This is a genomic window from Pseudomonas sp. KT_2_4, from assembly GCF_041410225.1.
GTDB classification, from domain to species: Bacteria; Pseudomonadota; Gammaproteobacteria; order Pseudomonadales; family Pseudomonadaceae; genus Aquipseudomonas; species Aquipseudomonas paracarnis.
In genome coordinates, this window is the sequence record NZ_CP166962.1 from 5624491 (window position 1) to 5651478 (window position 26988).

The window sequence follows — 26988 nt, forward strand, 5'->3', positions numbered from 1 at the left end:
CGGGCAAGCGCCAAAAATCGAGCTATTCCACGATAAGCGTCGTTGGGGTGTCAGGACAAGTTGCGAGTTCTGCGTAAAAAATCCCACACTACAAGAAAACAAAGCCTACAGGAGCGACCCCGTGAGCCGCCTGCTACTGAACTGCGACATCGGCGAAAGCTTTGGCAACTGGACCATGGGTCTGGACGCCGAAGTCATGCCGTTCATTGATTGCGCCAACGTGGCTTGCGGTTTCCATGCCGGCGACCCGAGCATCATGCGCAAGACCGTCAGCCTGGCGTTCAAGCACGGCGTGCAAGTGGGCGCTCATCCGGCCTACCAGGACCTGCAAGGCTTCGGCCGGCGCTCCATGAACTACACGCCGCAGGAAATCCAGGACCTGTTGCACTACCAGATCGGTGCGCTGGACGGCATCTGCCGCGCCCAGGGCGGGCGCGTCAGCTATGTGAAACCCCACGGCGCGATGTACAACGACATGATGGCCAACCCCGCGCAGTTGCGGGCGGTGATCCAGGCCGTGGCCGCTTACGGCGACCTGCCGCTGATGCTGCTGGCCACCCGCGACAACCGCGCGGCCCAAGCCTTGGGCGACGAATACGGGGTGACCCTGTGGTTCGAAGCCTTCGCTGACCGTGCCTATGACAGTAACGGCCATCTGGTGTCTCGCCAACTGCCCGGCGCGGTGCATCACGACGCCGACACCATCGTGCAGCAGGCCCTGACCCTTTTCCGTGGCGAATCGCTGATTGCCAGCGACGGCAGCCCATTGGTGCTACAAGCCAATACCCTGTGTGTGCATGGCGACAACGCCAGTTCGGTCGCTGCCGTGCAGCGTATCCGCGAAGCGTTGAAAACAGCATGAACCCACGCATCGAAGTGGTGGCGATCGACTGCCTGATGGTGCGTCTGTTTGACGTGATCGCCGAAGCCAACATGCCGTGGATGCTCGCGGCTACCGAGCGCCTGCGCTATGGTTTTGGCCCGGCCTTGGTGGACCTGGTGCCGTCCTACACCACTTTGATGGTGCATTACGATCTCACGGCGCTGACCCCGGCCCAGGCCCGGGCGCTGATCGACCAGGCCCTCACCGATCTGCAACCCCAGGCGCAGGGCAGTGGCCAGTGCCATGTGCTGCCCGTGTGGTACGACCTGAGTGTCGGCCCGGAACTGAACTTGCTGTCCCAGCGCAGCGGGCTGGCCGTGGAGGAGGTGATCCGCCGTCACAGCGCCCACGAGTACCAAGTGTTCGCCCTCGGTTTTGCCCCAGGGTTTGCCTTTATGGGGCTGGTGGACGAGCTACTTGCCACGCCGCGCCTCAACACGCCGCGCAAACGCGTGGCTGCCGGCAGCGTCGGCATCGCCGAACGGCAAACCGCCGCGTACCCGGTGGTGTCCCCGGGCGGCTGGAACCTGATCGGCCGCACCCCGGCCAAACTGTTCGACCGTGAGCGCGACGGCTACAGCCTGATGCAACCCGGCGACACGGTGCGCTTCGCCTCGGTCAGCCACGCCGAATTCATCCACTTGGGTGGCGACGACACGCCGCTGGAGGCGCAGGCATGAGCCGCTTGATCATCGAGGCCAGCACGCCGCTGTGCCTGTTGCAGGACGCCGGTCGTTTTGGCGTACGCCACCTGGGCGTGACTCAGGGCGGTGCGCTGGATTGGGTGTCGATGTCCTGGGCCAACTGGCTGTTGGACAATGCCCTGGATGCGCCGGTGGTGGAGATCACCCTGGGGGGCTTTACCGTGCAGGCCGAGGATTATTGCCTGCTGGCCTTGGCCGGTGCGGACCTGGGCGCCTATGTCGATGAGCGAGCGATAAGCCCCGGTCGCAGTTTTATCCTGCAAAAGGGCCAGCGACTGCGCTTCACCCAGCCGTTCAATGGGGCACGCGCTTATCTGGCCGCGCCCGGTGGCTTTGATGCGCAGGCTGTACTGGGCAGTTGTGCCACGGTCGTGCGCGAAGCGTTGGGCGGGGTGGACGGTTGCGGCAAGGCACTGGCCGAAGGCGGGCGGTTGGCCTATTCCGGTACGGGCGGTGCAATGAAGGTGCTGGCCAACCCGGATGTGCAATCCGCTGCATCACTGGACGTGATCATCGGCGCGCAGATAGGCCAGTTCAGCGGGCAGAGCCTGTTCGATGCTTTCAACACCGAATGGGCTCTGGACAGCCGTGCAGACCGCATGGGCATGCGCTTGCTCGGCACGCCGTTGCAGTATCAGGGGCCGTCGTTGATTTCCGAAGGGATTCCATTGGGCGCGATTCAGGTGCCGCCGGATGGGCAACCGATTGTGTTGCTCAATGACCGGCAGACGATCGGCGGTTACCCGCGGTTGGGCGCGTTGACACCTTTATCCTTGGCGCGGCTGGCGCAGTGTCTGCCGGGGGAGAAGGTGCGGTTGGCACCGGTGGTGCAGGAGGCTGCGCATCGGCAGCACATCAAGTTTTTGCAGCAGTTTGCCGATCGCTAAAAAGCATCGCAGGCAAGCCAGCTCCCACATGTTGACTGCATTCCAACGTTGAAATGCAGTCAACATGTGGGAGCTGGCTTGCCTGCGATGAGGCCGGTCAAAACACCGCCTATTTCGAGAGAAAGCGCATACCTTCTTCCAACCCGCGCAGCGTCAGCGGGTACATCTGATCCTCCACCAACTCGCGAACAATCCCCGTCGACGCTGTATAGCCCCAAGTATCTTTCGGGTAGGGGTTAATCCAGATCAGCTTCTTGTACTTGGCCATGAAGCGCTGCATCCACACATACCCCGGCTCCTCGTTCCAATGCTCGACGCTGCCGCCGGCCTGAGTGATTTCATAGGGCGCCATGGCCGCATCGCCGATAAAGATCACTTTGTAGTCGGCGCCGTATTTGTGCAGCAGATCCTGGGTGGACGTGCGCTCCGAGGTGCGACGCTGGTTGTTCTTCCACACCGACTCGTACACAAAGTTATGGAAATAGAAGTACTCCAGGTGCTTGAACTCGGTCTTGCACGCGGAGAACAGCTCTTCGCAGATCTTCACGTGGGCATCCATCGAACCGCCGATGTCGAACAGCAGCAACAGCTTGATGGTGTTACGCCGTTCGGGGCGCATCTGAATATTCAGCAAGCCGGCATCGCGAGCGGTGTGGTCGATGGTGCCATCGATATCCAGCTCTTCGGCCGCACCCTGGCGCGCAAACTTGCGCAGGCGGCGCAGGGCGATCTTGATGTTGCGCGTGCCCAGTTCTACCTGGTCGTCGAGGTTCTTGTACTCGCGCTGGTCCCAGACTTTCACCGCCTTGCCCTGGCGCTTGCCCGCGTCACCGACGCGAATGCCTTCTGGGTTGTAGCCGCCAGAACCAAAGGGGCTGGTGCCGCCGGTGCCGATCCATTTGTTGCCGCCGGCATGGCGTTCTTTCTGTTCTTCCAGGCGCTTCTTGAACTCTTCGATCAGTTTGTCCAGGCCACCGAGGGACTGGATCTGCGCACGTTCCTCATCGCTCAAGGAACGTTCGAATTCCTTGCGTAGCCATTCTTCGGGGATCAGCGCCTGCAGGTGGTCGTCGAGCTTTTCCAGGCCGTTGAAATAGGCGCCGAAGGCCCGGTCGAACTTGTCGAAATGCCGCTCGTCCTTGACCAGGATCGCCCGGGCCAAATAATAAAACTCGTCCATGTCGGCGAAGGTCACGCGCTGTTTGAGCGCGTTGATCAGGTCGAGCAGCTCGCGCACCGACACCGGCACCTTGGCGGCACGCATCTCATTGAACAGGTTAAGCAGCATCAGCGATTACCGCGACGGCTCATGAACGCCAGACGCTCCAGCAACTGCACGTCTTGCTCGTTCTTCACCAAGGCGCCGGCCAGGGGAGGGATGGCCTTGGTCGGGTCGCGCTCGCGCAGCACCGCTTCGCCAATATTGTCGGCCATCAGCAGCTTGAGCCAGTCGACCAGCTCGGAGGTGGAAGGTTTTTTCTTCAGGCCCGGCACCTTGCGCACATCGAAGAACACGTCCAGCGCTTCGCTGACCAGGTCTTTCTTGATGTCCGGGTAGTGCACATCCACGATTTTTTGCAGGGTGGTGCGGTCGGGGAAGGCGATGTAGTGGAAGAAGCAACGGCGCAGGAACGCGTCCGGCAGCTCTTTTTCGTTGTTGGAGGTGATGATGATGATCGGGCGCTTCTTGGCCTTGATGGTCTCGTCGATTTCGTAGACGTAGAACTCCATCTTGTCGAGTTCTTGCAGCAGGTCGTTGGGGAACTCGATGTCGGCCTTGTCGATTTCATCGATCAGCAGGATCACCCGCTCTTCGGACTCGAAGGCTTCCCACAGCTTGCCTTTCTTCAGGTAGTTGCGCACGTCGTGCACCTTGTCCACGCCCAATTGGGAGTCGCGTAGGCGGCTGACCGCGTCGTACTCGTACAGGCCCTGGTGCGCCTTGGTGGTGGACTTGATGTGCCAGGTGATCAACCTGGCACCGAAGGATTCGGCCAGTTGCTCGGCAAGCATGGTCTTGCCGGTGCCCGGTTCGCCCTTGACCAGCAGCGGCCGCTCCAGGGTGATGGCGGCGTTGACGGCCAGTTTCAGGTCATCGGTAGCCACATAGGCCTGGGTGCCTTCGAACTTCATCGGTCATTCCTCGGATTCATCAATGGCCCGACTATACCGCGCAGCCCCGGCGACTGTGAACGCAGACGGGGCATTCAGTCTCTGAATGGCGGGTCACATCAGCCCTGGCCCATGCAGGAAGTGTGGGAGCTGGCTTGCCTGCGATGGCGGTGTATCAGTGACAGATGAGTTGGCTGATCGGCTCCCACAGGGTTAATCAGCGCTGGGCTTGGGCTGTTCGTAACGAGCATTGAACGCCTGGATGAACCCATTGCGCAGAATCGCGATCACCGCAGAAAACGCACTGACATTTTGCTGATGCACGCTACCGCTCAGCTCTACACGGGTGGCGAACTGGTTTTTACGCTGGTTTTTCAGCACGGTTTCGCTGGCGCCCACCACGGCTTCCCAGATTGAGCGGAAGATATTCTTGTCCTGGTTTTCAACGTCTTGTTGCCAGTCAAACACCTCTACATCACGCAGCAGTGGCTTGATGTAGCCGGTGAGCCGGCCATTTTCAGCCTGGGCTTCGATCACCACATCACCCGTGCCTGCCTTGAAGTCGAACTTGCCATAGGCCGATGCAAAGTCGTTCATGCGTTTGAGTTGCAGGTCGCGGGCGCGGAAGCGGAACTCGAACTCTTCGAAATCGCTCAGCGGGTCAAAGGTGGCGTTGGCTTCCAAGGGCGCCTGGCCTTGCAGCAGTGCCTTGCCTTCAAAGCGTGCATCACGCTTGCCTTTGACATCCACCACATTGGTCAGGTTATAGAAGCTGGCGTTGACCCCGGTGGCGTTGATATTCACCTGAGGCTTGGAGCTGAAGTTATGGAAGGCGATCTCGCCGTCTTCGATGCGTACTTCATTGAGGGTAATCGGCAGCAGCTTGCGCAGTTGTTCCTGCCAGTCGGTGCCTTTACCGGTCTGGGACGCCTGCTTGTTGGCACCGCCATCGACGAAGTTGATCTGGGGGCGTACAAAATGCCCCTCGGCCACGACGGCGTGGTCGTACCAGAGTGAATGCCAGCTCACGGCGAACTCGATCAGCGGCGCCTTGACGAATGGTACCGGGACCTTGCCGTCCACCTTGACGATTTGCAGGCCGTTGATCCGATAGGCGCCGCGCCATAGCGCCAGGTCCACATCGGCAATCTCGCCACGGTAGTCGCCCATGTTGGCGAGTTTGTCGTTCAGGTAGTTGCGTACCAGGTAGGGCAGCGCGATGTGCACGGCAATCAGGACCAGCACCAGAGCGGCGATTGTCCCTAACGGCCAACTGTAGCGACGTTTCATTGGGCAGTTCTCCTAGCTTGTAGGAGATTGACTGTTCTGATCGTCGCAACGTTCCTCCTTCTGGACGCTTGGGAGCACGAGGCATACCCTTGGGGCCTTCCAAAGTCTCGACAACAGGAATCGCCATGAGCCGCATCTTCGCAGACAACGCGCACTCCATCGGCAACACGCCTCTGGTTCAGATCAACCGCATCGCACCGCGGGGCGTGACGATCCTGGCCAAGATCGAAGGGCGTAACCCCGGCTATTCGGTGAAGTGCCGCATTGGCGCCAGCATGGTCTGGGATGCGGAAAGCAGCGGCAAACTCAAGCCGGGCATGACCATAGTCGAGCCGACTTCGGGCAACACCGGTATCGGCCTGGCATTTGTCGCCGCTGCCCGTGGCTACAAGTTGCTGCTGACCATGCCGTCGTCCATGAGCCTTGAACGCCGTAAAGTGCTCAAGGCTCTGGGCGCCGAACTGGTGCTGACCGAGCCGGCCAAGGGCATGAAGGGCGCCATCGACAAGGCCGCCGAGATCGTCGCCAGCGACCCGGCCACCTACTTTATGCCGGCCCAGTTCGACAACCCGGCAAACCCTGCGATCCATGAGAAAACCACCGGCCCGGAAATCTGGAACGACACCGATGGCGCCGTGGACGTGCTGGTGGCGGGCGTGGGAACCGGCGGCACCATCACCGGGGCATCGCGCTATATCAAGAACACCGCGGGCAAGCCGATCCTGTCGGTGGCTGTGGAACCCATGGTTTCGCCGGTGATCACCCAGGCCTTGGCGGGTGAAGAGATCAAGCCCAGCCCGCACAAGATCCAGGGGATCGGCGCCGGTTTTGTGCCGAAAAACCTCGACCTGTCGATGGTCGACCGCGTGGAGCTGGCGACCGACGAGGAGTCCAAGGCCATGGCCCGGCGCTTGATGCTGGAAGAGGGCATTCTGTGCGGGATCTCCTGTGGCGCCGCCATGGCGGTGGCCGTGCGCCTGGCCGAGAAGCCGGAGATGCAGGGCAAGACTATTGTGGTGATCTTGCCGGACTCCGGTGAGCGCTACCTGTCGAGCATGTTGTTCAGCGATTTGTTTACCGAGCAGGAAAACCAGGCCTGAATACTGTAGGAGCGAGCTTGCTCGCGAAAAACCTGAGAGCGCCACGTTGTGTCAGTAAGCCCTCGTTATCGTTGACGTTCTTCGCGAGCAAGCTTGCTCCTACAAGTGTTGATACAGGTCAGTCTGGTTTCCTGGGCCTTCTGCATAATGGCTCAAGTGTTTATCATGGCCGGCTGTTACGTCTGGTTTCCCATTGACAGAAATTTGCTGGCCAGGCGCTTATTTCCAGGAGTTGCTGCATGACCTTTTCTTTGGCCGCCAAACTGTCGGTGTTGCTGCTGTTCATTGGCAGCACGCTGTATGTGCACCTGCGTGGCAAGGCCCGTTTGCCGATGTTGCGTCAGTTCGTCAACCATTCGGCGCTGTTCGCCCCGTATAACGCCCTGATGTACCTGTTTTCCGCGGTGCCGTCCAAGCCCTACCTGGACCGCAGCAAGTTCCCGGAACTGGATGTGCTCAAGGACAACTGGGAAGTGATCCGCGAAGAGGCCATGCACCTGTTCGACGAGGGCTACATCCGCGCCGCCGAAAAGAACAACGACGCCGGCTTCGGTTCGTTCTTCAAGAAGGGCTGGAAGCGTTTCTACCTCAAGTGGTACGACAAACCGCTGCCTTCGGCCGAGGCACTGTGCCCCAAGACTGTGGCCCTGGTGAGCAGCATCCCTAACGTCAAGGGCGCGATGTTCGCGCTGTTGCCGGGTGGCAGCCACCTCAACCCGCACCGCGACCCGTTCGCCGGTTCCCTGCGTTATCACCTGGGGCTGTCCACGCCGAACTCCGACGACTGCCGTATCTTCGTCGACGGCCAGGTCTACGCCTGGCGCGACGGTGAAGACGTGATGTTCGATGAAACCTACGTGCATTGGGTGAAAAACGAAACCGAACAGACCCGGGTGATCCTGTTTTGCGACATTGAGCGGCCATTGAGCAACCGCGTGATGACCCGCATCAACCGCTGGGTCAGCAAGCAACTGGGCCGCGCAACCGCGCCGCAGAACCTCGATGACGAGCGCGTGGGCGGCATCAACCAGGCGTACGCCTGGAGCAAGACCTTCAGCGACAAGTTCAGTGGCCAGGTCAAACAGTGGAAGCGCAAGCATCCCAAGGCCTACCGCATTGCGCGGCCGGTGCTGGCGGTGGTGGTGTTGGTATTGCTCTGGAAGTGGCTGTTCGGCTAAACCGCACACCATAAAAAGGCGCTGTATCGAAAGATACAGCGCCTTTTTCATGCCTGGAATGTGATCAAAACTGTGGGAGCTGGCTTGCCTGCGATGGCGGAGTATCAGCTATAAAAAGGTTGGCTGACCCACCGCTTTCGCAGGCAAGCCAGCTCACACCTTTGATCTGCGTTGCTCTTAAGAGGCGATCAACTGGCGCAGCACGTAGTGCAGAATCCCGCCCGCCTTGAAATACTCCACTTCATTCAAGGTATCAATCCGGCACAGCACCTCAACCTTCTCGCTGCTGCCATCCTCCCGCGTGATCACCAACGTCAGGTTCATCCGCGGCTCGATCTCGGCGTCGGTCAGTCCGAGGATATCGATCTTCTCCTTGCCGGTGAGCTTGAGTGTCTTGCGGTTCTGATCCAGCTTGAACTGCAACGGCAACACGCCCATGCCTACCAGGTTGGAGCGGTGGATACGCTCGAAACTCTCGGCGATCACCGCCTTGACCCCTAGCAGGTTAGTGCCCTTGGCCGCCCAATCGCGGCTGGAGCCGGTACCGTATTCCTGGCCGGCGATCACCACCAGCGGTGTGCCCGAGGCCTGGTACTGCATGGCGGCATCGTAGATCGCCATTTTCTCGCCCGTGGGGATATACAGCGTGTTACCGCCTTCTTCGCCGCCGAGCATTTCATTGCGAATACGGATATTGGCGAAGGTGCCGCGCATCATCACTTCATGGTTGCCCCGGCGTGAGCCGTAGGAGTTGAAGTCACGCGGCTCCACGCCCTGTTCGCGCAGGTAGCGCCCGGCCGGGCTGTCGGCCTTGATATTGCCGGCTGGGGAGATGTGATCGGTGGTCACCGAATCCCCCAGCAGGGCCAGCACGTTGGCGCCCTTGACGTCCTCGATCACCGGCAGCGGGCCAGCAATGTCGTCGAAGAACGGGGGGTGCTGGATGTAGGTGGAATCCTGCTGCCACACGTAGGTGGCTGCCTGCGGCACTTCAATGGCTTGCCACTGTTCGTCGCCGGCAAACACTTCGGCATATTCCTTGTGGAACATGCTGGTGCTGACTTGGGCCACCGCTTCGGCGATTTCCTGGCTGCTGGGCCAGATGTCCTTGAGGTACACCGGATTACCCTGCTGGTCATTGCCCAGCGGTTCGCTGCTGATGTCGATGCGCACGGTGCCGGCCAACGCGTAGGCGACGACCAGGGGCGGCGAAGCCAGCCAGTTGGTTTTCACCAGTGGGTGCACGCGGCCTTCGAAGTTACGGTTACCGGACAGCACTGAGGCCACGGTGAGGTCGGCCTTCTGAATGGCTTTTTCGATCGGCTCGGGCAGGGGCCCGGAGTTGCCGATACAGGTAGTGCAGCCGTAGCCCACCAGGTCGAAGCCAAGCTTGTCCAGGTACTGGGTGAGGCCCGCAGCCTTGTAGTAGTCGGTGACCACTTTGGAGCCTGGCGCCAGGGAGCTTTTCACCCAGGGCTTGCGGGTCAGGCCTTTTTCCACGGCTTTTTTCGCCACCAGCCCGGCCGCCATCATCACGCTGGGGTTGGAGGTGTTGGTGCAGGAGGTAATCGCGGCGATCACCACCGCGCCGTTTTTCAGGCGATAGGTGTTGCCTTCGTATTCATAATCCGCCTCGCCGACCAGATCGGCATTGCCCACGGCAACGCCGCCTCCGCCCTCGCTTTCGAGGCGGCCTTCTTCTTTACTGGTGGGCTTGAATTGCAGGTCGAGAAAATCACTGAACGCTTGGCCTACATTCGGCAGGGCGACGCGGTCCTGGGGGCGTTTAGGCCCGGCAAGGCTGGCCTCGACAGTGCCCATGTCCAGGGCCAGGGTGTCGGTGAAGACCGGCTCCTGGCCTGCGTTGCGCCACAGGCCCTGGGCCTTGGTATAGGCTTCCACCAGCTTGACCGTCTCAGCCGGGCGGCCGGACAGGCGCAGGTAGTCCAGGGTCACCTCATCCACCGGGAAAAAGCCACAGGTCGCGCCATATTCCGGTGCCATGTTGGCGATGGTCGCGCGGTCGGCCAGGGGCAAATCGGCCAGCCCGTCGCCGTAGAACTCGACGAACTTGCCCACCACGCCTTTTTTGCGCAGCATTTGCGTCACGGTCAGCACCAGGTCGGTGGCGGTGATGCCTTCCTTGAGCTTGCCGGTGAGCTTGAAGCCGATGACTTCCGGGATCAGCATCGACACCGGCTGGCCGAGCATCGCCGCTTCGGCTTCGATGCCGCCCACGCCCCAGCCGAGTACGCCGAGGCCGTTGATCATGGTGGTGTGGGAGTCGGTGCCTACCAGGGTGTCGGGGAAGGCGTAGGTGCGGCCGTCTTCTTCTTTGGTCCATACGGTGCGGCCCAGGTATTCGAGGTTGACCTGGTGGCAGATACCGGTGCCAGGTGGCACGACGCTGAAGTTGTCAAAGGCGCTCTGGCCCCAGCGCAGGAAGGCGTAGCGTTCGCCGTTGCGCTGCATTTCGATGTCAACGTTCTGCTCAAAGGCGCTGGTGCTGCCGAACTTGTCGACCATCACCGAGTGGTCAATCACCAGGTCCACCGGTGACAGCGGGTTGATGCGCTGCGGGTCGCCCCCGGCCTTGGCCACGGCGGCGCGCATGGCGGCCAGGTCGACCACCGCGGGTACCCCGGTAAAGTCCTGCATCAGCACGCGAGCGGGGCGGTACTGGATCTCGCGGTCAGACTGGCGCTCTTTGAGCCAGGCGGCGATGGCCTTGAGGTCGGTGCCGGTGACGGTCTTGGCGTCTTCCCAGCGCAGCAGGTTTTCCAGCAGCACCTTGAGGGACATCGGCAGCTTGTCCAGGTCACCCAGGCTCTTGGCGGCTTCGGGCAGGCTGAAGTAGTGGTAGGTTTTACTGTCTATTTGCAGTGTCTTAAGGGTTCTCAGGCTATCAAGGGATGACATTACATGACTCCTTATGGTCCGCACGGCTACGGACCTGACGGGACGAACAGAGCTATCACGTTAGCGCTGTTTTCATTAGCAGGCTAATAACTGGACTCTATCGCTGAGTCCAAGGTTCCGAACTCGGCTATCATGCGCGCGTTTTCATGACAGGTATTGCGATAGCGCAAGGCCAGTTGATTCACCAGGAGATTCAATGAACACCCTTTTTATGCACTGCCGCCCGGGTTTTGAAGGCGAAGTCTGTTCCGAGATCGCGGAGCACGCCGCGCGCCTGAACGTGTCCGGCTACGCCAAGGCCAAGACCGGCAGCGCCTGCGCCGAATTTGTCTGCACCGAAGAAGACGGCGCCCAGCGCCTGATGCACGGCCAACGCTTCGCCGAGCTGATCTTCCCCCGGCAGTGGGCGCGCGGGGTGTTTATCGACCTGCCGGAAACCGACCGTATCAGCGTGATCCTCGCCCACCTGCGCGAATTCCCCGTGTGCGGCAGCCTGTGGCTGGAGATGGTCGACACCAACGACGGCAAGGAACTCTCAAACTTCTGCAAGAAGTTCGAAGTGCACCTGCGCAAAGCTCTGCTTAACGCCGGCAAGCTGGTGGACGACCCGAGCAAGCCTCGCCTGCTGCTGACCTTCAAGAGTGGCCGTGAAGTGTTCATGGGCCTGGCCGAGTCGAATAACTCGGCGATGTGGCCCATGGGCATCCCGCGCCTCAAGTTCCCGCGTGACGCACCCAGCCGTTCGACCCTGAAGCTGGAGGAAGCCTGGCACCACTTTATCCCCCGTGACCAGTGGGACGAGCGCCTGCACGGCGACATGACCGGCGTCGACCTCGGCGCCGCACCGGGCGGCTGGACCTGGCAACTGGTCAACCGTGGCATGCTGGTGACTGCCATCGACAACGGCCCCATGGCCGAAAGCCTGATGGACACCGGCCTGGTGCAGCATCTGATGGCCGACGGCTTCACCTTCGTGCCCAAGCAGCCGGTAGACTGGATGGTCTGCGACATCGTTGAGAAGCCCGCTCGCAACGCGGCACTCTTGGAAACGTGGATTGGCGAAGGGCATTGCCGCGAGGCGGTGGTGAACCTGAAGTTGCCGATGAAACAGCGTTACGCCGAAGTGAAGCGTTTGCTGGAGCGCATCGAAGAGGGCTTCAAGGCGCGTGGCATTCGTGTGGAGATCGGCTGCAAGCAGCTCTACCATGATCGCGAAGAAGTGACCTGTCACCTGCGCCGCCTGGTAGATGTAAAGAAACCCAAAGGCCGCTGATATTAAATGTGGGCGCTGGCTTGCCTGCGAAAGCGGTATAACAGTCGAAATTTATGTTGAATGTGCCCCCGTCATCGCGGGCAAGCCCGCTCCCACATTGTTGAGCGGTGCCAGTTTTAGGAGTGAAGTATGAGTCTTGAACTGCCGGTTGATGGCACCCTCGACGCCACCGGCCTCAACTGCCCGGAACCCGTGATGATGCTGCACCAGCACATCCGCGACCTGCCGGCGGGCGGCCTGCTCAAGGTGATCGCGACCGACCCGTCGACCCGTCGCGATATCCCCAAGTTCTGCGTGTTTCTCGACCATGAACTGGTGGATCAGCAGGAAGATGCTGGCACCTACCTGTACTGGATCCGCAAGAAAGCCGATTAAGCCTGCGCCTTTTCGGCCCGAATGCGTCGGCGTGCACTGCGCGCCAGGCGCACCACCAACATCCCCGCCGCACAGCTCAAGCCCACGATCAGCCCTTGCCATAAACCGCTCGGGCCGCTGGGCTCGCCGAGCCAGTTGGTCAGGCCCAGGGCGTAACCTACCGGCAGGCCCACGCCCCAATAGGCGAACAAGGTCAGCACCATGGTCACCCGGGTGTCCTGGTAGCCGCGCAATGCGCCGGCGGCGGTGACCTGGATCGAGTCAGAGAACTGGAACAGCGCCGAGAACACGATCAGCATCGACGCCAGGTGGATCACCACCGGGTCGGGCGTATAGATCGCTGCAATCTGCTCGCGAAACAACAGCATCAAGCTGCAGGAAAAGCAGGCATACGCCAGTGCGGTGCCCATGCCGACGCCGGCGGCGAAGCGTGCTTCCCGAGGTTCGCCGCGCCCCAGCGCCTGGCCGACGCGCACGGTGACGGCCATGCTCAAGGAATAAGGGATCATGAACACCAGGGAGCTGACGTTCAGCGCGATCTGGTGGCCGGAGACCACCGTGGCGCCCAGGCTGCCGATCAACAAGGCGATCACCGCAAAAATACTCGATTCGGCAAAGATCGCCACGCCTATCGGCAGGCCAATGCCCAACACGCGCTTGATCACCGCCCACTGCGGCCAGTCGAAGCGCTTGAACAATTCGCTGCTTTGATAGGCCGCGCCCCAGCGCGTCCAGATGGCCAGGCCGATCATCATCACCCACATTGCAATCGCGGTAGCCCAGCCACAACCCACGCCGCCCATGGCCGGTACGCCCAGGTGGCCGTAGATGAAGATGTAGTTCAGCGGAATATTCAGCGCCAACCCGCACAAGCCCATGACCATGCTCGGCCGTGTGCGGCCCAGGCCGTCACTGAAACAGCGAAACACGTAGTACAACGCCACCGCCGGCATACCGGCGGCGATGCCATGCAGGTAGCCCATGGACGGCTCGATCAAGTCGGGTTCGACCTTCATCGCATGCAGGATCGGCTCGGCGCACAGCAACAACAGCGCCCCTGCGATGCCAACCACCACGGCCAGCCACAATGACTGACGCACCAAGGGCCCGATCTCGCTGAACTGGCCCGCACCGTAGCGCTGGGCGACTTTCGGCGTGGTGGCCAGCAGAGTACCGGTCATCAACAGGTACACCGGGATCCAGATCGAATTACCCAGGCCCACCGCCGCCAGGTCCTGTGGGCTCACGCGCCCGGCCATCACCGCATCGACGAAGCTCATTGCGGTGGTTGCCAGTTGGCCAATCATGATCGGCAAGGCCAGCGTCAGCAGGCCGCGCACTTCCCGGCTGATGCGGGCGGGGCGGGAGAGGGTAGCGGTGGCAGTGTTCACGTACAGGTGTCCAATAAAAAAGGCAGTCGCAAGGACGGCGGATTCTACGCGTTGACGCAGCGGTCAGGAAAAAACCTGTGTTAGGGATTTGTAAGCAATGCGCCCAGGCCAGCGCTGAACCCTGTGGGAGCTGGCTTGCCTGCGATGCAGGCACCTCGGTACATCAGGCAAACCGGGTCGATGCAATCGCAGGCAAGCCAGCTCCTACACAGGATCTTCTGTACACTGCCAATCCGCCAAAGGAGCCTGCCATGCTGATTGTTGCCGACGAAAATATCCCGCTGCTCGATGCATTCTTCGAAGGGTTTGGCGAGATTCGCCGCGTGCCTGGCCGTTCCATCGACCGCGCTACGGTTGGGCAGGCCGACGTGCTACTGGTGCGCTCGGTGACCAACGTCAACCGTGCCCTGCTTGAGGGCAGTAACGTGCGCTTTGTTGGCACCTGCACCATCGGCACCGACCACCTGGACCTCGACTACTTCAAGCAAGCGGGTATCCAGTGGTCCAGCGCGCCCGGCTGCAATGCGCGTGGGGTGGTGGACTACGTGCTTGGCAGCTTGCAGACCCTGGCTGAAATCGAAGGCGCTGACCTCAAACAGCGTACCTATGGCATCGTCGGTGCCGGCGAAGTCGGCGGGCGCTTGGTCAAGGTGCTCAAGGGCCTGGGCTGGAATGTGTTGGTGTGCGATCCGCCGCGCCAGATTACCGAAGACGGTGATTACGTCAGTCTGCAGCAGGTCATCGAGCAATGTGACGTGATCAGCTTGCATACGCCGCTGATCAAGTCCGGCAACGGTTCGACCTGGCACCTGTTTGATCGCCAGCGCCTGGCACAGCTCAAGCCGGGCACCTGGCTGATCAACGCCAGCCGGGGTGCGGTGGTGGATAACGCCGCGCTGCGCGAGGTGTTGCTGGCGCGCGAAGACCTGCAAGCGGTGCTGGACGTGTGGGAAGGCGAGCCCGAGGTGGACGTCGACCTGGCTGACCTGTGCGTGCTGGCCACGCCGCATATTGCCGGCTACAGCCTCGATGGCAAGCAGCGCGGCACCGCGCAGATTTACCAGGCGCTGTGCGCGCACCTGGGCCAGGAACCGAGTATTCACTTAAGTGATTTGCTGCCGGCCCCCTGGCTGGCCGAGATGCACCTGCATCCTGAGACTGACCCGGCCTGGGCGCTGGCGACCTTGTGCCGCAGTGTGTACGACCCACGCCGTGACGACGCGGATTTCCGTCGCAGCCTGGTGGGCACTGTGCAGGAACAGCGCCAAGCTTTCGACCTGCTGCGCAAGCACTATCCGGAGCGTCGCGAGATCGATGGCTTGAAGGTGCGCATCAACGGGGAGTCGGCGGTGCTGTCACAGATCGTGACTGCTCTGGGTGCCGAACAGCTGTAACGGTTATCGCGGTGCTCTTGAGGCCTTCGCGAGCAAGCTCGCTTCTACAGCGGGCATAAAAAACCCGGCCACCTGGGCCGGGTTTGAAAGAGCGTGGGCGCTTCAGCCTTGCTGGGCAGGCTTGACCAGTCGCTGTTCCAGCTCGCTGCAGGCTTGCTGGATCATTTCTTCGGTAATCTGCACTTCCCGGCCCTTGGCATCGATGTACGAGCAAGGCAGCTGCTGCGGCTGGCGGATCACTTCAATCTTGGCGTCGCTGCTATTTTGCAAGGTCATGGCCTGTCTCCTCATCAGGTTGTGTACCTACTTTAATTCCCCCGCATGAACGCGCTGTTACAACTCCTTACACGCTCATCGGTTTGAACACCCAGTCCACCAGAAACCGGTACATATTTCCAGATCAGGCTTAGACCGATAGCCTCTAGCGGCCTGCATCGGCGGGCATAATTAACCTGACTCATTGTTATTTGCGCAAGTTCCCCCAATGTTGAGGTACAGACTCCTCATTGGGTGATGCCTTCCATGTTCTCCATCCGTCAACGCCGTGCGATTCGCCTGGCCAGCCGCTTTATTGCGCCCTACCGTTGGCAGGCGCTTGGCGCACTGCTGGCGCTGATCGTCACCGCTGGCATCACCTTGTCCATGGGGCAGGGCATACGCCTGTTGGTGGACCAGGGCTTCATGACCCAGTCGCCACACCTGCTCAACCAGTCAATCGGCCTGTTCATGCTGCTGGTGCTCGGCCTGGCCGTGGGCACCTTCACGCGGTTTTACCTGGTGTCGTGGATTGGCGAGCGGGTGGTAGCCGATATTCGCCGGCAGGTGTTCAACCACCTGATCTACCTGCACCCCGGCTTCTACGAGAACAACCGCAGCTCGGAAATCCAGTCGCGGCTGACCACCGACACCACCTTACTGCAATCGGTGATCGGCTCATCACTGTCGCTGTTTCTGCGCAACGCCCTGATGGTGATCGGCGGCATCGTGTTGCTGTTTATCACTAATCCCAAGCTCACCAGCATCGTGGTGGTGGCGTTGCCGCTGGTGCTGGCGCCGATTCTGATCTTCGGGCGCCGGGTGCGCAGCCTGTCGCGTTTGAGCCAGGACCGTATCGCGGACGTCGGCAGCTATGTCGCCGAGACGTTGGGCCAGATCAAGACCGTGCAGGCCTATAACCATCAGGTTCAGGACGAACAACGCTTTGCCGTCACCGTCGAGGACGCCTTTGTCACGGCACGTAAACGCATCTTGCAGCGCTCCTGGCTGATCACCCTGGTGATCATGCTGGTGCTCGGCGCGGTAGGCGTGATGCTTTGGGTGGGCGGCATGGACGTGATCAGCGGGCGCATTTCCGGCGGTGAGCTGGCGGCGTTCGTGTTCTACAGCCTGATTGTCGGCAGCGCCGTCGGCACCCTGAGCGAAGTGCTTGGCGAGTTGCAGCGTGCCGCCGGGGCAGCCGAGCGTATCGGTGAGCTGTTGCAGTCAGGCAACGAGATCCAGGCGCCGGCCACTGGCGGCGTACGTTTGCCGGATCGGGTCAGTGGCCGCATGGAACTGCAGGACCTACGCTTTTCCTATCCTTCGCGACCGGACAGCTATGCCATCGACGGCTTGAACCTGACCATCAACCCGGGCGAAACCCTGGCCTTGGTAGGGCCGTCCGGTGCGGGCAAGTCGACGATTTTCGATCTGCTGCTGCGCTTCTACGACCCCCAGCAAGGCCGAATCCTGCTCGAAGGCCAGCCGCTGACCGAGCTAGACCCCCTGGACCTGCGGCGCCATTTCGCCCTGGTGTCCCAGAGCCCGGCGTTGTTCTTCGGCAGCGTCGAGGACAACATCCGCTACGGCAACCCGTCCGCCACCACCGCCCAGGTGGAAGCCGCCGCGCGTATTGCCCACGCCCACGACTTCATCCTGCAAATGCCCGACGGCTACCAAACCCACCTCGGCGAAAGTGGCCAGGGCCTCTCCGGCGGCCAGCGCCAACGCCTGGCCATCGCTCGCGCCTTGCTGGTCGACGCGCCGATCCTGCTGCTGGACGAAGCCACCAGCGCCCTCGACGCCCAGAGTGAACACCTTATCCAGCAAGCGCTGCCGCAGCTGATGCAGGGGCGCACCACGCTGGTGATCGCCCACCGTTTGGCCACGGTGAAGAATGCCGACCGCATTGCGGTGATGGACCAGGGCAAGCTGGTGGCGGTGGGCACGCATCAGCAGTTGATTGCGAGCAATCCGCTGTATGCGCGGTTGGCGGCGTTGCAGTTCAGTGCAGACCCTGTGGGAGGGGGCTTGCCCCCGATAGCGGCGGATCAGCAATAGACGTGTGACTGACAGCCTGCAATCGGGGGCAAGCCCCCTCCCACATTAGAAGCAGGTTCAGAGCCTTATTGGTCGTCGAAGTACCGCTCATGCCAATCCACCAACGGCTGCGGTGAGTTGAGCTTCTGCCCGTAGATCACCGAATAAGACAGCACGTTCTGCACATACTGGCGGGTTTCGTCGAAGGGGATGCTTTCCACCCACACGTCGAAACTCAGGTGGTCTGCGCCGCGCAGCCATTGGCGCACGCGGCCGGGGCCGGCGTTGTAGGCAGCGGAGGCGAGCACGCGGTTGCCGTTGAACTGGCTGTGAACCTGGCTCAGGTAAGCAGCGCCGAGCTGGATGTTTTTATCCGGGTCCAGCACCTGGGCCGGGGAGGCCAGGGGGATGCTGAACTTGCGTGCAGTTTCCTTGGCGGTGCCGGGCATCAGTTGCATCAGGCCGCTGGCGCCGACGCCGGAGCGGGCATCGTCCATGAACGCGCTTTCCTGACGGGTGATGGCAAAGATCCAGCTGGAGTGCAGGCCACGTACCTTGGCTTCGCGCACCAGGGTGTCGCGGTGGGCCATCGGGAAGCGGATGTCCAGGTCGTCCCAGTACTGCGCCTGGCTGATGGTGCGGATGGCCGGAAAGTACCACTTCATGTCGTAGGCCAGTTTGGCCTGGGCGACCATCTCGTCACGGTTGAAATGACGGCTGACGTGGTACCACTCGCGGCGACCGTCGACGATCTGGCCACGGGCGTAGAATTCCAGGGCACGCCGCACCCCAGGGGTATTGCGCACCTTGTTGACCAGCGCCTGGCTCATCACCAGCGGCTTGTTGTTCAACTGGTAAGGGGCTTTGGAGCGGTCAGCAGCGAGGAAACCGTAGAAGTCCCGCTCCTTGGCCACGTTTTTGTACAGCACCAAAGCCTGCGGGTTTTTCGGCTCGGCCAGCTCCAGGCTGCGTGCCTGCCAGTAGCGCCAACGGTTGGTGGTGGCCAGGTCCTGTGGGAGTTTGCGGGTCAACTGGTAGGCGTCTTCCCAGCGCGCCAGGCGCAACAGCAGGCGCAGGCGCCACTCGGAAACCGTATTGTCGCGTAACTCGGGGTCGTACTTGGTCATGACCTCCAGTGCGCGCGGGTCGAAGCGCTTGGCCAGGGTCAAGCCGATCTCGCGGGCAATCGAGACTTTTTCGTCACGGGAGAAGTGCATGCTGCTGGCGTAACCGTCGAGCAGCGACATGGCTTTGTCCGGATCCTGCCGCGCCAGGCGACGCAGGCCCAGGCCCACGGCGTCAGACATGGCCTCGGTGGCCGGCTGGAAGCGTGACGGGTCGCTGAGCATGTCGGGCTTTTGCGCAACATCCACCATCAAGCGGCCTTGGGCGCCGAGGGTGGGTAGGGTTTTCACCAGGCTGTTGGCCAGCGCGTAGTTACGCGCTTCGGCGGCGAGCTTGGTGCGCTCCCAGATCTTCTGCTCGGTGAGCTGGCCGGCAGCGGCCCATTGGCCAAACGTGGCGTCACAGGCGGCTGGCTGGGATTTGCCGGTCATCCACAGCTTTTCGGCAGTCTTGTAGCCTTCGGCTTTCAGGTTGTGGCTGAGCTGGTACTGGCCATGCAGGCAGTCCAGTTCGACGAAATTGAGCTTGGTGTCGTAGTACTTTTCAAAAGTTTGCCAATCGCCGCGTTCGGCCAGCCAGCGCAGCCAACGCAGTTTCATCCAGTTGGCCTGGGGCAAGTCGCCGTGTTTGGCGAGGAATTGTTCGATTTCCTCGTTACTTGCGGTTTTCAGGCGCGCGGTCAGTTCGTCGTAGGCCAGGTAGGGCGTGAGCGGGTAATCGGCCAGGGCCTGGCTGTATTGCATGTAGGGGCCGCTGTCGCCCTTGGCCAAGGCACGTTTGGCTTGATCGTAATACTGGCGTTGAGTGGTGAGGTCCACCGCCTGGGCGGATTGAACGGCAGTGGCGGAAAGAAGCAGACAAGATAAAAAGTTGAAAAGGCGACTGCGCATGAGACGTCCGTGCAGAGAAATCACGACTAGCACCGGCACTGCCGACACTGATTGCCCCTAGCTTAGCCTTTTGCCAGCGGCCCGCGAAAGCTTTGCCGGCTGGTTCGTTCAAGTTCGCCGGAAATGTCCTACAGAACGTGTCAATAGAGAAAATGCCGACCGCATCCCACCCTCACATCAGGTAGAATGCGCGCCCAGTTTTTGGAGAAGCGTATGACCCTGCTCAAATTCAGCGATGTGTCCCTTGCTTTCGGCGCCATGCCGTTGTTGGACAAGGTGTCCTGGCAGATCGCCCGTGGTGAGCGGGTGTGCATCATCGGCCGCAACGGCACCGGCAAGTCCAGCATGATGAAGCTGGTAAAAGGCGACCAGAAGCCCGATGACGGCTCTGTCTGGCGTGCCCCGGGCCTCAAGATCGGCGAATTGCCGCAAGAATTGCCGGTGGCCGACGGACGGACAGTGTTCGACGTGGTAGCCGAAGGCCTGGACGGTGTTGGCGAGTTGCTCGCGCAATACCATCACCTGGCACAGAACTGCGTCACCGAAGAAGACCTGGACAAACTGATGCACGTCCAGCAAGACCTCGAAGCCCGTGACGGCTGGCGCTTGCAGCAACTGGTGGACAGCACCCTGAGCCGCCTGCAACTGCCGGCAGACAAGACCCTCGCCGAATTGTCCGGCGGCTGGCGTCGCCGTGTGCTGCTGGCCCAGGCCCTGGTGTCCGAGCCGGACCTGCTGCTGCTCGACGAACCGACCAACCACCTGGACATCGGCGCCATCGCCTGGCTTGAAGAAGCCATCAAGGACTTCCAGGGCGCCGTGCTGTTTATCACGCACGACCGTGCTTTCCTGCAGAGCCTGGCTACGCGCATCCTCGAGCTGGACCGTGGCGGCCTGATCGACTGGAACGGCGACTACGCCAGCTTCCTGGTGCATAAGGAAGCCGCCCTGGCGGCCGAAGAAACCGCCAACGCGCTGTTCGACAAGAAGCTGGCCCAGGAAGAAGTCTGGATCCGCCAGGGCATCAAGGCCCGTCGCACCCGTAACGAAGGCCGTGTGCGTGCCTTGAAAGCCTTGCGCGTGGAGCGCAGTGAGCGCCGCGAGCGTACCGGCAAGGCCAATATCCAGCTCGATACTGCCGACAAGTCGGGCAAGCAAGTGATGGTGCTGGAGAACGTCAGCTTCCATCACCCGGACGGCCCGTTCCTGATCAAGGACTTCTCCATGGTCCTGCAGCGCGGCGACCGTATCGGCCTGTTGGGCGCCAACGGTACCGGCAAGACCACCTTGCTCAAGCTGATGCTCAGCGGCCTGCAACCGACCAGCGGCAAGGTGGAAGAGGGCACTCGCATCGACGTGGCCTACTTTGACCAGTTGCGCCACCAGTTGGACCTGGAAAAGACCGTGATCGACAACGTCGCCGAAGGTCGCGACTTTATCGACATCGACGGCCAGAGCCGCCACGTACTCAGCTACCTGGGCGACTTCCTGTTCAGCCCGCAACGTGCGCGCACGCCGGTCAAGGCGCTGTCGGGGGGTGAGCGTGCGCGCCTGCTGCTGGCCAAGCTGTTCAGCAAGCCGGCCAACCTGCTGGTGCTCGACGAACCGACCAACGACCTCGACGTGGAAACCCTGGAACTGCTGGAAGAGGTCTTGCTGACCTTCAACGGCACCGTGCTGATGGTCAGCCACGACCGGGAATTCCTCGACAACGTGGTCACCAGCACCCTGGTTTTCGAAGGCGAAGGCAAGGTGCGCGAATACGTGGGCGGTTATCAGGACTGGCTGCGTCAGGGCGGCTCGCCGCGCTTGCTGGGCGTGACCGAGAGCAAGTCGGGCAAGGCGGACCTGAACACGGCGGTGGTGGCTCCCGCCGCTGCCGAGGCGCCTGCACCGGCTGCTGACGCTGCGCCGGCCAAGAAGAAGCTGAGCTATAAGTTGCAGCGCGAGCTGGAAGCCTTGCCAGGCGATATCGACGCCAAGGAACAGCAGATCGCTGCGGTCGAAGCGGAAATGGCTGACGCCGGCTTCTACCTGCGCCCTGCGGCAGAAACCGCCAAGGTTATCGCCTCCCTGGAGACGTTGAACCAGGAGCTGGAAGCGTTGGTTGAGCGTTGGGCCGAGCTGGATGCCTGAATGATCGAGCCGCAATAAAAAAGCCCGGCGCTCTTCTATGAGCGCCGGGCTTTTTAATATGAAATGCGATTCAACTGTGGGAGCTGGCTTGCCTGCGATAGCAGTCTGCCAGTTGATGCATCGGGTGGCTGATACACCGCTATCGCAGGCAAGCCAGCTCCCACATTAGACCTTTATCGGTCTTACGGACTCTTTATCAGTTTGACGGCCAATACATCGCACGGCGCGCCGTGCAATACATCATTGGCGGTCGAGCCCAGCAACAACGCCAAACCGTGACGACCATGGCTACCCACCACGATCAAGTCGCAAGCCTTTTCCTTGGCCAGGTGGTGAATTTCCTGGCGCGGTTGGCCGTATGTCAGGTGGCAGTCTTCCTTTTTCAGGTGCGGGTATTTGAGAATCAAACGGTCAAGGCGCTCCTTGGCCTGGTCAAATTGTTGTTGCTGCAGCTGGGAAAGGTCCATCGGCACGTCACCACCAAAGGCCATGGCCATGGGCTCGACGATGTGTACCAACGACAGTTTGGCGCCATTGGCAATCGCGGATTCCTGTGCGCGCTTGATCACTGGATCGCACTCTTCGGTCAGGTCGACAGCGACCAGAATATGTTCGTAGGGCATGAGGCGTTCCTCCAGAGGACTGCAATAAGTTCAGTATGGCTGCTTTCAAGCGGATGGGGTTGCCGCAGATCAAATCCGCTCATCTAGAAATTCGGGAGTACACATATGACGGTCTGGATAGTGGTGTCAATCCTTGCGGTGGTTTTGAGCCCCCTGGTATGGCTGCGACCTTCGCGCCAGCAGAGTGGGCGTATGGCCCTGCGCATGGAGGCACGCCGCATCGGCCTGGCCATGCAGTTGGCGCCTCAGGAATGGCCGCACTGGCTCAAGCAGGAGCCGCCGAGCCCCTGTGCGCAGTATTGCCGGCCACGACGCGGCAGCGCGCCCGCAACGTGGAGCTACTGGCAGCTGGAGCCGGGGCTATGGGTCAATCAGTGGCGTGAACCCTGTGTGGATGAGAAGTTGTTGCCGCATTTTGCAACGCTGCCGGCAAACGTCTACAAGGTCGAGGCCGACAAACAGATGATTGCTCTGTATTGGGGCGAAAAGGGCGACGCAAGCGTGCTGAAAGATATTGATACGCTGCTCAAGGCCCTGGCCTGACCCAAGCTCTGTAGGAGCGAGCCAGCTCGCTCCTACAGGAAAGCCAGGCAATAAAAAGCCCGACATCATCATCGGGCTGGAGGTGGCCAGGCAGGCCGGTAAATCTGCACATTGCCGCTAGCCTAGTCGTGTATTGCTTTCTGTACAGCCTTTTCCCACATCCTTTCCATTATTGATCCTGTGAATATTTGAATATTGACGGGTGGCGAGCCTGTGGGCCGGGTTCTGAAATGACTGGAAAGTCGCGTTTTTCCTAGCCTTTGGAGCGATTGACAATTGCTCGGAATTGGATGAAGGTGGCGTACCCAAATCAAACGGGCGTATGAATTGAGCGTTTGCCTGTCAGACGACTCATACAAAACCCGACTATCGCACTGGCGGGTGTGCCTGGCGGATTGGCGTGAGCATTGATTCAACTGTCAATGTCAAACCAGAGACCAGCGTCCAGTGTGTACTGTTCAGCTTCCATATCGTGGAGATCAGTTGATGATTTACGAAGGTAAAGCCATCACGGTTAAGGCTCTTGAAAGTGGCATCGTCGAACTCAAATTCGACCTCAAGGGTGAGTCCGTCAACAAGTTCAACCGTCTAACCCTGAACGAACTGCGTCAGGCCGTAGACACCATCAAAGCAGATGCTTCGGTCAAGGGCGTGATCGTCTCCAGCGGCAAGGACGTGTTTATCGTCGGCGCTGACATCACCGAATTCGTCGACAACTTCAAGCTGCCCGATGCCGAGCTGGTGGCTGGCAACCTCGAAGCCAACAAGATCTTCAGCGATTTCGAAGACCTCAACGTGCCGACTGTTGCTGCCATCAACGGCATCGCGTTGGGCGGCGGCCTGGAAATGTGCCTGGCGGCAGACTTCCGTGTCATGTCCGCGACGGCCAAGATCGGCCTGCCGGAAGTCAAGCTGGGTATCTACCCAGGCTTTGGCGGTACCGTGCGCCTGCCGCGCCTGATCGGTGCCGACAACGCGATCGAATGGATCGCCGCCGGCAAGGAAAACAAGGCTGAAGACGCGCTGAAAGTCGGTGCCGTCGACGCTGTGGTGGCCCCGGACAAACTGGCCGAAGCCGCGCTGAACCTGATCAAAGGCGCCATCAGCGGCGAATTTGACTACAAGGCCAAGCGTCAGCCGAAGCTGGAAAAACTCAAGCTCAACGCCATCGAACAGATGATGTCGTTCGAAACCGCCAAAGGTTTTGTGGCAGGCCAGGCCGGCCCGAACTACCCGGCGCCGGTTGAAGCGATCAAGACCATCCAGAAGGCCGCGAACTTTGGTCGCGACAAAGCCCTGGAAGTGGAAGCGGCAGGCTTCGTCAAACTGGCGAAAACCTCGGCGGCCCAGAGCCTGATCGGCCTGTTCCTGAACGATCAGGAACTGAAGAAAAAGGCCAAGGCCTACGACGAAATCGCCAAGGACGTGAAACAGGCCGCCGTACTCGGCGCCGGTATCATGGGCGGCGGTATCGCCTATCAATCGGCGTCCAAAGGCACGCCGATCCTGATGAAAGACATCAACGAGCACGGTATCGAACAGGGCCTGGCCGAAGCGGCCAAGCTGCTGGTGGGCCGCGTTGATAAAGGTCGTATGACCGCTGCAAAAATGGCTGAAGTGCTCAACGGCATTCGTCCTACGCTGTCCTACGGTGATTTCGGCCACGTCGACCTGGTGGTCGAAGCGGTTGTCGAAAACCCGAAGGTCAAGCAGGCGGTACTGGCTGAAGTGGAAGCCCAGGTCAAAGATGACACCATCCTGGCCTCCAACACCTCGACCATTTCCATCTCGCTGCTGGCCAAGGCCCTCAAGCGTCCGGAAAACTTCGTCGGCATGCACTTCTTCAACCCGGTGCACATGATGCCGCTGGTGGAAGTGATCCGTGGCGAGAAGTCCAGCGAGCTGGCCGTGGCCACCACCGTTGCCTATGCCAAGAAAATGGGCAAGAACCCGATCGTCGTCAACGATTGCCCGGGCTTCTTGGTCAACCGCGTGCTGTTCCCGTACTTTGGCGGTTTCGCCAAGTTGGTCAGCGCCGGTGTGGATTTTGTACGCATCGACAAGGTCATGGAAAAATTCGGCTGGCCCATGGGCCCGGCGTATCTGATGGACGTGGTCGGCATCGACACCGGCCACCACGGTCGCGACGTCATGGCTGAAGGCTTCCCGGACCGCATGAAAGACGACCGCCGCTCGGCGATCGACGCGCTGTACGAGGCCAAGCGCCTGGGCCAGAAGAATGGCAAGGGCTTCTACGCCTACGAGACCGACAAGAAGGGCAAGCAGAAGAAAGTGGCCGACCCGTCGGTGCACGAAGTGCTCGCTCCGGTCATCTACGAACAGCGTGAGGTGTCGGACGAAGACATCATCAACTGGATGATGATCGCCCTGTGCCTGGAAACCGTGCGTTGCCTGGAAGACGGCATCGTTGAAACCGCCGCCGAAGCCGATATGGGCCTGGTGTACGGTATTGGTTTCCCTCCATTCCGTGGTGGCGCGTTGCGTTACATCGATTCGATCGGTGTGGCCGAGTTCGTTGCCCTGGCTGACAAATACGCTGATTTGGGCCCGCTGTACCACCCGACCGCGAAGCTGCGTGAAATGGCCAAGAATGGCCAGAGCTTCTTCGGTTAAGCGCCCAATCGACTAGAGCGAGAATATTTATGAGCTTGAATCCAAGAGACGTCGTGATTGTCGACTTCGGTCGTACGCCGATGGGCCGCTCCAAGGGCGGCATGCACCGCAACACCCGCGCCGAAGACATGTCGGCGCACCTGATCAGCAAAGTGCTGGAGCGCAACACCAAGGTCGACCCGAACGAAGTCGAGGACGTGATCTGGGGCTGCGTCAACCAGACCCTGGAGCAGGGCTGGAACATCGCGCGCATGGCGTCGTTGATGACCCAGATCCCGCACACCGCGGCCGGCCAGACCGTCAGCCGCCTGTGCGGCTCGTCGATGAGCGCGCTGCACACCGCTGCGCAAGCGATCATGACCGGCAACGGCGATGTGTTCGTGGTCGGCGGCGTGGAGCACATGGGCCACGTCAGCATGATGCACGGCGTCGATCCTAACCCGCACATGTCCCTCTACGCGGCGAAAGCCTCGGGCATGATGGGCCTGACCGCGGAAATGCTCGGCAAAATGCACGGCATCACCCGTGAAGCCCAGGACGCCTTCGGCCTGCGCTCCCACCAGCTCGCCCACAAGGCGACGGTGGAAGGCAAGTTCAAGGATGAAATCATCCCGATGAACGGCTACGACGAGAATGGTTTCCTGAAACTGTTCGACTACGACGAAACCATTCGTCCGGACACTACCCTGGAAAGCCTGGCGGCCCTCAAGCCCGCCTTCAATCCAAAGGGCGGCACCGTGACAGCCGGTACTTCCTCGCAGATCACCGACGGTGCTTCGTGCATGATCGTGATGTCGGCGCAGCGTGCCCAGGACCTGGGTATCCAGCCGCTGGCCGTGATTCGTTCGATGGCAGTGGCGGGTGTGGATCCGGCGATCATGGGCTATGGTCCAGTACCGGCCACACAAAAAGCCTTGAAGCGCGCAGGCCTTTCCATCTCTGATATCGACTTCTTCGAGCTCAACGAAGCTTTCGCCGCACAGGCCTTGCCAGTGCTGAAAGATCTGAAAGTACTCGACAAGATGAACGAGAAGGTTAACCTGCACGGCGGTGCGATTGCCCTGGGCCACCCATTCGGTTGCTCCGGTGCGCGTATCTCTGGCACTTTGCTTAACGTGATGAAGCAAAATGGCGGCAACCTTGGGGTTGCAACCATGTGCATTGGTCTCGGCCAAGGCATCTCTACCGTCTTCGAACGCGTCTAAACGTTCGGTTGACGGAAGCCGGGGCCCA

Annotated in this window: 21 protein-coding genes and 1 pseudogene; 13 read left to right on the plus strand and 9 right to left on the minus strand. The window is 60.8% G+C overall.

Annotated features, from left to right (window positions below; all coding sequences use genetic code 11):
• The first annotated feature begins 121 nt into the window (after positions 1-121).
• Genes AB9N64_RS25970 through AB9N64_RS25980 form a run of 3 tightly spaced genes read left to right on the plus strand, consistent with a single transcriptional unit; the run spans position 122 to position 2474 of the window.
• Complete coding sequence (locus AB9N64_RS25970) at positions 122-862, plus strand: 5-oxoprolinase subunit PxpA (protein ID WP_014717493.1); 741 nt, start codon at positions 122-124, stop codon at positions 860-862.
• Positions 859-1563 carry an allophanate hydrolase subunit 1 gene (locus tag AB9N64_RS25975; RefSeq protein ID WP_032903157.1) on the plus strand — a complete coding sequence of 235 codons (705 nt, stop codon included), beginning with the start codon at positions 859-861 and terminating at the stop codon, positions 1561-1563. The genes AB9N64_RS25970 and AB9N64_RS25975 overlap by 4 nt, the downstream gene beginning before the upstream one ends.
• Entirely contained in the window at positions 1560-2474 is a 915-nt protein-coding gene (locus tag AB9N64_RS25980) for a biotin-dependent carboxyltransferase family protein (RefSeq protein WP_371359774.1), read from the plus strand. Before AB9N64_RS25975 ends, AB9N64_RS25980 begins: the two co-directional genes overlap by 4 nt.
• Positions 2475-2583: 109 nt before the next feature.
• On the opposite strand, the gene AB9N64_RS25985 is transcribed toward AB9N64_RS25980, so the two are convergent.
• The 3 genes from AB9N64_RS25985 to AB9N64_RS25995 form a co-directional block, all read right to left on the minus strand.
• Positions 2584-3762 (minus strand): VWA domain-containing protein, encoded by a 1179-nt coding sequence (locus tag AB9N64_RS25985; protein ID WP_003189625.1) that lies wholly within the window; start codon positions 3760-3762, stop codon positions 2584-2586.
• Entirely contained in the window at positions 3762-4607 is an 846-nt protein-coding gene (locus AB9N64_RS25990; protein ID WP_003189627.1) for a MoxR family ATPase, read from the minus strand. The genes AB9N64_RS25985 and AB9N64_RS25990 overlap by 1 nt, the downstream gene beginning before the upstream one ends.
• 192 nt (positions 4608-4799) lie before the next feature.
• Complete coding sequence (locus AB9N64_RS25995; RefSeq protein ID WP_014717497.1) at positions 4800-5876, minus strand: DUF748 domain-containing protein; 1077 nt, start codon at positions 5874-5876, stop codon at positions 4800-4802.
• Between the two features lie 125 nt (positions 5877-6001).
• On the opposite strand from AB9N64_RS25995, the gene cysK reads away from it, so the two are divergent.
• Positions 6002-6976 (plus strand): cysteine synthase A, encoded by a 975-nt coding sequence (gene cysK, locus AB9N64_RS26000; RefSeq protein WP_201491273.1) that lies wholly within the window; start codon positions 6002-6004, stop codon positions 6974-6976.
• Here cysK and AB9N64_RS26005 read toward each other — a convergent pair.
• Positions 6975-7067: pseudogene (locus AB9N64_RS26005) on the minus strand (outer membrane lipoprotein carrier protein LolA); the annotation flags it as partial. The gene cysK and the pseudogene AB9N64_RS26005 sit on opposite strands and share 2 nt — an antisense overlap.
• 148 nt (positions 7068-7215) lie before the next feature.
• Here AB9N64_RS26005 and AB9N64_RS26010 point away from each other — a divergent pair.
• A complete protein-coding gene (locus AB9N64_RS26010; protein WP_005786126.1) occupies positions 7216-8154 on the plus strand; it encodes an aspartyl/asparaginyl beta-hydroxylase domain-containing protein in 939 nt (312 codons plus the stop codon).
• A gap of 177 nt (positions 8155-8331) precedes the next feature.
• Here AB9N64_RS26010 and acnA read toward each other — a convergent pair whose 3' ends face one another.
• Positions 8332-11073: an aconitate hydratase AcnA gene (gene acnA / locus AB9N64_RS26015; protein ID WP_106111570.1), complete on the minus strand. Its 2742-nt coding sequence runs from the start codon at positions 11071-11073 to the stop codon at positions 8332-8334.
• Positions 11074-11269: 196 nt separating this feature from the next.
• Between acnA and rlmM the strand changes: the two genes are divergently transcribed.
• Both rlmM and tusA read left to right on the plus strand, forming a co-directional pair.
• Complete coding sequence (gene rlmM, locus AB9N64_RS26020; protein WP_130175159.1) at positions 11270-12346, plus strand: 23S rRNA (cytidine(2498)-2'-O)-methyltransferase RlmM; 1077 nt, start codon at positions 11270-11272, stop codon at positions 12344-12346.
• A gap of 129 nt (positions 12347-12475) precedes the next feature.
• Positions 12476-12721, plus strand: coding sequence for a sulfurtransferase TusA (gene tusA / locus AB9N64_RS26025; RefSeq protein WP_014717501.1), 246 nt, complete (start codon positions 12476-12478; stop codon positions 12719-12721).
• Here tusA and AB9N64_RS26030 read toward each other — a convergent pair.
• Positions 12718-14112, minus strand: a complete 1395-nt coding sequence (locus AB9N64_RS26030; protein WP_014717502.1) for an MATE family efflux transporter — start codon at positions 14110-14112, stop codon at positions 12718-12720. The two genes, tusA and AB9N64_RS26030, sit on opposite strands and share 4 nt — an antisense overlap.
• Before the next feature lie 251 nt (positions 14113-14363).
• Between AB9N64_RS26030 and pdxB the strand changes: the two genes are divergently transcribed.
• Positions 14364-15506: a 4-phosphoerythronate dehydrogenase PdxB gene (pdxB, locus tag AB9N64_RS26035; RefSeq protein WP_014717503.1), complete on the plus strand. Its 1143-nt coding sequence runs from the start codon at positions 14364-14366 to the stop codon at positions 15504-15506.
• Between the two features lie 102 nt (positions 15507-15608).
• On the opposite strand, the gene AB9N64_RS26040 is transcribed toward pdxB, so the two are convergent.
• Entirely contained in the window at positions 15609-15782 is a 174-nt protein-coding gene (locus AB9N64_RS26040) for a PA1571 family protein (RefSeq protein ID WP_014717504.1), read from the minus strand.
• Positions 15783-16019: 237 nt separating this feature from the next.
• On the opposite strand from AB9N64_RS26040, the gene AB9N64_RS26045 reads away from it, so the two are divergent.
• Entirely contained in the window at positions 16020-17825 is a 1806-nt protein-coding gene (locus AB9N64_RS26045; RefSeq protein ID WP_175563001.1) for an ABC transporter ATP-binding protein/permease, read from the plus strand.
• 65 nt (positions 17826-17890) lie between these two features.
• On the opposite strand, the gene AB9N64_RS26050 is transcribed toward AB9N64_RS26045, so the two are convergent.
• Positions 17891-19819: a transglycosylase SLT domain-containing protein gene (locus AB9N64_RS26050; RefSeq protein WP_014717506.1), complete on the minus strand. Its 1929-nt coding sequence runs from the start codon at positions 19817-19819 to the stop codon at positions 17891-17893.
• 213 nt (positions 19820-20032) lie between these two features.
• On the opposite strand from AB9N64_RS26050, the gene AB9N64_RS26055 reads away from it, so the two are divergent.
• Positions 20033-21955 carry an ATP-binding cassette domain-containing protein gene (locus AB9N64_RS26055; RefSeq protein ID WP_020302894.1) on the plus strand — a complete coding sequence of 641 codons (1923 nt, stop codon included), beginning with the start codon at positions 20033-20035 and terminating at the stop codon, positions 21953-21955.
• Positions 21956-22137: 182 nt separating this feature from the next.
• Here the strand turns inward: AB9N64_RS26055 and AB9N64_RS26060 are convergent, their stop codons facing one another.
• Complete coding sequence (locus AB9N64_RS26060; protein WP_014717508.1) at positions 22138-22578, minus strand: universal stress protein; 441 nt, start codon at positions 22576-22578, stop codon at positions 22138-22140.
• A 105-nt stretch (positions 22579-22683) separates the two neighbouring features.
• Between AB9N64_RS26060 and AB9N64_RS26065 the strand changes: the two genes are divergently transcribed.
• From AB9N64_RS26065 to fadA, 3 genes are all read left to right on the plus strand, one after another.
• A complete protein-coding gene (locus AB9N64_RS26065) occupies positions 22684-23121 on the plus strand; it encodes a hypothetical protein (protein WP_019818247.1) in 438 nt (145 codons plus the stop codon).
• 486 nt (positions 23122-23607) lie between these two features.
• On the plus strand, positions 23608-25755 hold the full coding sequence (gene fadB, locus AB9N64_RS26070) for a fatty acid oxidation complex subunit alpha FadB (protein WP_371359776.1): 2148 nt from the start codon (positions 23608-23610) through the stop codon (positions 25753-25755).
• Positions 25756-25784: 29 nt separating this feature from the next.
• Positions 25785-26960, plus strand: coding sequence for an acetyl-CoA C-acyltransferase FadA (fadA, locus tag AB9N64_RS26075; protein ID WP_003189650.1), 1176 nt, complete (start codon positions 25785-25787; stop codon positions 26958-26960).
• Positions 26961-26988: the final 28 nt, after the last annotated feature.

Coding starts and splice junctions, on each gene's coding strand:
- AB9N64_RS25990 (WP_003189627.1), bottom strand. CDS start 4,607: ATGAAGTTCGAAGGCACCCAGGCCTATGTGGCTACCGATGACCTGAAA.
- AB9N64_RS25980 (WP_371359774.1), top strand. CDS start 1,560: ATGAGCCGCTTGATCATCGAGGCCAGCACGCCGCTGTGCCTGTTGCAG.
- fadB (WP_371359776.1), top strand. CDS start 23,608: ATGATTTACGAAGGTAAAGCCATCACGGTTAAGGCTCTTGAAAGTGGC.
- AB9N64_RS25995 (WP_014717497.1), bottom strand. CDS start 5,876: ATGAAACGTCGCTACAGTTGGCCGTTAGGGACAATCGCCGCTCTGGTG.
- cysK (WP_201491273.1), top strand. CDS start 6,002: ATGAGCCGCATCTTCGCAGACAACGCGCACTCCATCGGCAACACGCCT.
- AB9N64_RS26045 (WP_175563001.1), top strand. CDS start 16,020: ATGCCTTCCATGTTCTCCATCCGTCAACGCCGTGCGATTCGCCTGGCC.
- acnA (WP_106111570.1), bottom strand. CDS start 11,073: ATGTCATCCCTTGATAGCCTGAGAACCCTTAAGACACTGCAAATAGAC.
- AB9N64_RS26060 (WP_014717508.1), bottom strand. CDS start 22,578: ATGCCCTACGAACATATTCTGGTCGCTGTCGACCTGACCGAAGAGTGC.
- AB9N64_RS26010 (WP_005786126.1), top strand. CDS start 7,216: ATGACCTTTTCTTTGGCCGCCAAACTGTCGGTGTTGCTGCTGTTCATT.
- fadA (WP_003189650.1), top strand. CDS start 25,785: ATGAGCTTGAATCCAAGAGACGTCGTGATTGTCGACTTCGGTCGTACG.
- AB9N64_RS26065 (WP_019818247.1), top strand. CDS start 22,684: ATGACGGTCTGGATAGTGGTGTCAATCCTTGCGGTGGTTTTGAGCCCC.
- tusA (WP_014717501.1), top strand. CDS start 12,476: ATGAGTCTTGAACTGCCGGTTGATGGCACCCTCGACGCCACCGGCCTC.
- AB9N64_RS25975 (WP_032903157.1), top strand. CDS start 859: ATGAACCCACGCATCGAAGTGGTGGCGATCGACTGCCTGATGGTGCGT.
- AB9N64_RS25985 (WP_003189625.1), bottom strand. CDS start 3,762: ATGCTGCTTAACCTGTTCAATGAGATGCGTGCCGCCAAGGTGCCGGTG.
- AB9N64_RS26050 (WP_014717506.1), bottom strand. CDS start 19,819: ATGCGCAGTCGCCTTTTCAACTTTTTATCTTGTCTGCTTCTTTCCGCC.
- AB9N64_RS26055 (WP_020302894.1), top strand. CDS start 20,033: ATGACCCTGCTCAAATTCAGCGATGTGTCCCTTGCTTTCGGCGCCATG.
- pdxB (WP_014717503.1), top strand. CDS start 14,364: ATGCTGATTGTTGCCGACGAAAATATCCCGCTGCTCGATGCATTCTTC.
- rlmM (WP_130175159.1), top strand. CDS start 11,270: ATGAACACCCTTTTTATGCACTGCCGCCCGGGTTTTGAAGGCGAAGTC.
- AB9N64_RS26040 (WP_014717504.1), bottom strand. CDS start 15,782: ATGACCTTGCAAAATAGCAGCGACGCCAAGATTGAAGTGATCCGCCAG.